This window comes from Nocardiopsis lucentensis DSM 44048 (assembly GCF_000341125.1).
GTDB classification, from domain to species: Bacteria; Actinomycetota; Actinomycetes; order Streptosporangiales; family Streptosporangiaceae; genus Nocardiopsis; species Nocardiopsis lucentensis.
Genome location: NZ_ANBC01000935.1, coordinates 1 through 4037 on the forward strand (window position 1 = coordinate 1; position 4037 = coordinate 4037).

At 68.1% G+C, this 4037-nt stretch carries 5 protein-coding genes; 4 read left to right on the forward strand and 1 reads right to left on the reverse strand.

Annotated features, from left to right (window positions below; all coding sequences use genetic code 11):
- On the reverse strand, positions 1-527 hold a 527-nt coding region (locus D471_RS39895), incomplete at its 3' end, for a helix-turn-helix domain-containing protein (protein ID WP_040692320.1).
- A 117-nt stretch (positions 528-644) separates the two neighbouring features.
- Between D471_RS39895 and D471_RS39900 the strand changes: the two genes are divergently transcribed.
- The 4 genes from D471_RS39900 to D471_RS0132080 all read left to right on the forward strand — a co-directional run bounded on the left by D471_RS39900 (position 645) and on the right by D471_RS0132080 (position 3846).
- Positions 645-791: an albusnodin family lasso peptide gene (locus D471_RS39900; protein ID WP_017602397.1), complete on the forward strand. Its 147-nt coding sequence runs from the start codon at positions 645-647 to the stop codon at positions 789-791.
- A 67-nt stretch (positions 792-858) separates the two neighbouring features.
- A complete protein-coding gene (locus D471_RS38985) occupies positions 859-2556 on the forward strand; it encodes an albusnodin/ikarugamycin family macrolactam cyclase (protein WP_241479767.1) in 1698 nt (565 codons plus the stop codon).
- Complete coding sequence (locus D471_RS38050; RefSeq protein ID WP_017602399.1) at positions 2553-3269, forward strand: lasso peptide biosynthesis B2 protein; 717 nt, start codon at positions 2553-2555, stop codon at positions 3267-3269. The genes D471_RS38985 and D471_RS38050 overlap by 4 nt, the downstream gene beginning before the upstream one ends.
- The gene (locus D471_RS0132080) at positions 3262-3846 is read left to right on the forward strand and encodes a GNAT family N-acetyltransferase (protein ID WP_017602400.1); all 585 of its coding nucleotides are present in this window, start codon (positions 3262-3264) and stop codon (positions 3844-3846) included. Before D471_RS38050 ends, D471_RS0132080 begins: the two co-directional genes overlap by 8 nt.
- The last annotated feature ends 191 nt before the right edge of the window (positions 3847-4037 follow it).

The following is a 4037-nucleotide window of genomic DNA, read 5'->3' on the forward strand; positions in this document are numbered from 1 at the left end:
GCCAGGGGCCCGTAGTGCATGGCGGCCAGGCGGCATCGGGACTGGATACCGTGCCCGAACCTCTCCTCCCCACCACGCACACGCACGGCGTCGCAGTCGGGGTCCCCGATGAGGACACGTACACGGACACCCTCTCCGGCCCGGTCCCGTAGGAGGTCGTTCCACCCGGGGATCTGTTCGTGGAGGAACAGTGCCGCGTACACCAGGATGTCGATCCACTCCTCGGCCGCCGCGAACATGCTCCGCCACTGCTCAACGGGTATTTCGGAGCGTTCCCGGTGGATGGCCACCAGATCCGACGCCGCAGTCGTCGTTCTCTCCCCGCGCCGTTCCAGTGCGGGCCAGAGTTCGTGGACGTCAACACCGGTCAGACGTGCCACGGCGTACGCGTTACGCCTATGCGGCACACGTCCGGTGCTGATCCAACGGGTCACGGTCTTGGGGTCGGTGCCCACACGCTCAGCCAGGGTCGCCACCGTGTGTCCGGACCGTTCAAGAGCAGCGCGCAGCCTTTCGTTAGGGGGCATGGGGACGTTTGTACCGCACCAGGACGTCCTCCGGAGTGTCCTTCGTGAGGTAGAGGCGTCCCCCAGGACACGGACAGACTGACGCCACCGGAAGTGACCCGAGCGAAGGAGCACGCTGTGACGCCAGACCATGTCTCACCCACCGCCGAGGCACCCGAGTCGGAATCCCCTCCCATCGTCGTCGACGCGGGAGACGCCGTGGAGTTGACCGAGGGGACCAGTAGCCGAAGCGGTAGCGAGGACAAACGCTACAAGTACCGGTAACCCGGTGCGCTGTCGGTGGTCGCGGGCCAGGCGAAAGGAAGCGCAAGGCGTGGAATGGTTCGGCGGAGTGGTCGCGACCACCGATACTCCCAGACCACGACCGCTCTCTCCCACATGGTCTCGAACGTTTCCGACTGGAGAGCTGTGGTCTGTGGGTTCTTGTACCAGAACCGCAGTGACCGTGGTCGAAATCGGGCCTGTGGTCGGGTCCGTGCTCGGCAGCCACACGGTGACCGAGGACCGTTTACGGGCGTGGCTGTCGGGGGACTGGCGTGCCGGTCCCCCAGCCTGGCCGGGGACCTACACGGTCGTCGTCGGTCACCCAGGAGGGGCAGTCGTGTTCACCGATCCCGTCCACGCACTGCCGATCCACTACTGCGAGACGGAGGGTTCGCTGGTATGGGCCTCCTCCAGTCGAGCCCTGTCGGGTCTCATCGGCGCCCAAGTGGACATGGCCTGGGTGTCGGATCTACTGACGGATCCGGCGGGACCGCAGCCGACACCACGAAGCCCCTTCCGAGGAGTACGGACTGTCGTTCCCGGACATCGTCTGAACGTACGCCGAGAGGGGTCGACCACGATTGGCCGGTGGTGGACGGCGCCCGAGAGCGCACCGCGGGCGCGGGCCACGCGGCTGTTCAGGAAGGCGCTGGAGGACGCTGTCTCGGTACGGTCCGCTCAGGCGGCTCACCTGTCCTGCGATCTGAGCGGAGGGCTGGACTCGACCACGTTGTGCCTGCTCGCCTCGGATCAGGTGACGGTAAACCGTCCTCTCACTGCCTGGACGGTCCACCCCGAGTCCAGGAGCCGCGGCGCGGACCTGGACCACGCGCGTGCGGCCCTGCGAGGGCATCCGGATGTGAGCCACACGCTGCTGCCCTTGGGTGAGGCGGAACTTCCCTATGGCGGTTTGGCCCGAGTTCCGGCGACCGACGAACCGGCTCCGTCGACCATCACCGCTGCCCGGCACGTCTTCGCCTACGAGCGGATCCGTACGACCGGAAGCACACTTCACATGACCGGCGACGGGGGAGACGCGCTGTTGATGCAGTCGCCGGAGTTCACTCTCAGGCTGGCCGCACGCGGCTCTGTGCTTCGCGCCCTCCGGGATCTGCACGGGTGGGCCAAGCTCGACCGGACAAGCCCGGTTCGCGTGCTGCGACGGCTGGCGCAGAGCGGTCACGAGCCCTGCCCTCACTGGCTCACCCAGAAGGCACGAGACATGGCCTTATCGAAACCTGCCCGTGGACCCGGTGACCTGCTGCATGGTGACGCGGAACTGCTGTCGCTGTGTGGCATCGGGCGTACCGCCCACGCTGACGCGCAGTTCGCCTCGGCCTTCGGGGTTCGTCTGGAGTCCCCCTTCCTGGACAGGGCGGTGGTGGAGGCCGCCCTGACTTTCCGGGTCGGGGATCGGGGATCACCCTGGAGCTACAAGCCCCAACTGGTGGAGGCGATGCGGGACCTCCTGCCCGAGGTGATCGCGCAGCGACGGACCAAGGGCGGCACGGACGCCGATCACCATCTGGGATTGCGCGCACACCTGGGAGAAGTGTCCGCCCTGCTCGACGGGTGGTTGGCGGGCCACGGCCTGATCGACCCGCAGGCGATCCGCGCCGAACTGCGCGCGGCGGCGACCGGTAGGGAAACACCGTGGGGACTGCTGGAGCCGGTGATCTCCGCCGAGATGTGGGGGCGCGCGGTCAAGGCGAACCCGCCACCGTCGTGGGTTCGGTCCTCCACACGACGGAAGGCGGAACGATGACCCGGCTACTCTCGGTCTCCCCCTCCCCGCACCTGCGGCTGGTCTGTTTTCCGTCGGCATGTGTCGTCCTGGATCTGGAGCAGGGATCGGTGACGCTGTTGTCCGAGGAGGCGGCGTGGATGATCACTTGCTTGGACGCCGCGAAGGGTGAGGCATCGGCGCTTCGCCTCTCCGCCCGCGAGGAACCCGTACTGGCGGAGTTGGTGAGCGCCGGAGTTCTGCGCGAAGGCGAGACCCCGAGTTCCTGGGAGTGTGTTCGGCGGGGCGCCCCATCATCACCCAGTTGGGGAACCCGTGACAGCCCCGCCGCGCTCTCGCCGATCCCCCGGGCTCCCCTGCGCTGGTACGTCCTCGGAGTCCTCGCACTCCTCGTCGTCCTGAGCGGTGGCCTGGGTAACCGGCGGAACACGTTCACCCACGTCCGACTCTTGACACGTCCGAGGTCGACGGGTCTCCCCGACCACGGCACCGCGACGGAGGCCGCACACGCTGTACGGGCGGTGGGCCGCCTGCTGCCGTTGCGCGTGGCATGTTGGGAGGAAGCCGCGGCGACCACCGTCGCCCTGCGCTGGGCCGGGTACCGGGCCTCCTTCCGGCACGGAGCGGCCACCGACCCCGTGCGGTTGCACGCCTGGGTCGAGGTCGGCGGCCGACCGGTCGCCGAGTCCGACGACATCACCGACTACACACCCTTCGAGGAGTCCCGTGAGTGACATCGCCGAACCGGTTCTGTGGGCCGAGGCCGAGGGCGTCGCCCTGGGAGCGCTACGAGCCGACCTGGCCCGCGAGTACTGGCGTTGGGAGAGCGATCCGGGTGCCGTGCTCGGCTACGGGCGGCAGGTCCCCGAGAGCCCCGAGTCCCGGGCCGAAGGGCTGGAGCACCAACTACGGGGAGCACCCGACCAGGCGCGCTTCACCGTCTACGATCTGAGGTCGAAGACGCCGCGTCCCTGCGGGCTGGCCAGTCTGCTCATCGACCACCAGGTGCGCACCGCGGAGTTCGTCCTCGTGATCGCCCCGGAGGCCAGGGGGCAGGGTGTGGGCACCACGGCGACGCGGTTGACGCTGGACTACGCCTTCCACGTCATCGGGCTGGAGATGGTCTGGCTCAAGGTCCTGGAGCCCAACACCGCCGGACGCAACGCCTACGCCAAAGCGGGGTTCCGGGAGGTCGGCACCATGCGCAGCGCCGGGCAGTGGAAGGGACACCGCTGCGGCGAGGTGGTCATGGACGCCCTCCCCAAGGACTTTCCCGGACCCTCATCGGTACTGGCGGACACGGAGGACTGAGGGATCGGACGGCGGTGAAGGGTTCCGCTCAGGAACGTGCAAGCGCTGGTTCGAGTCGGCGGTGGCCGGTGGGACTCGTCATGGGAATGTGCTTTCGGGTAAAGCACAACAGCGGACCCCAGGTCAGACTGAGGGCTGCTGCTTTGGTCGTCCGCGCGGTAGAGGGAGTTGTACAGCGTCGTGGAGTGCGC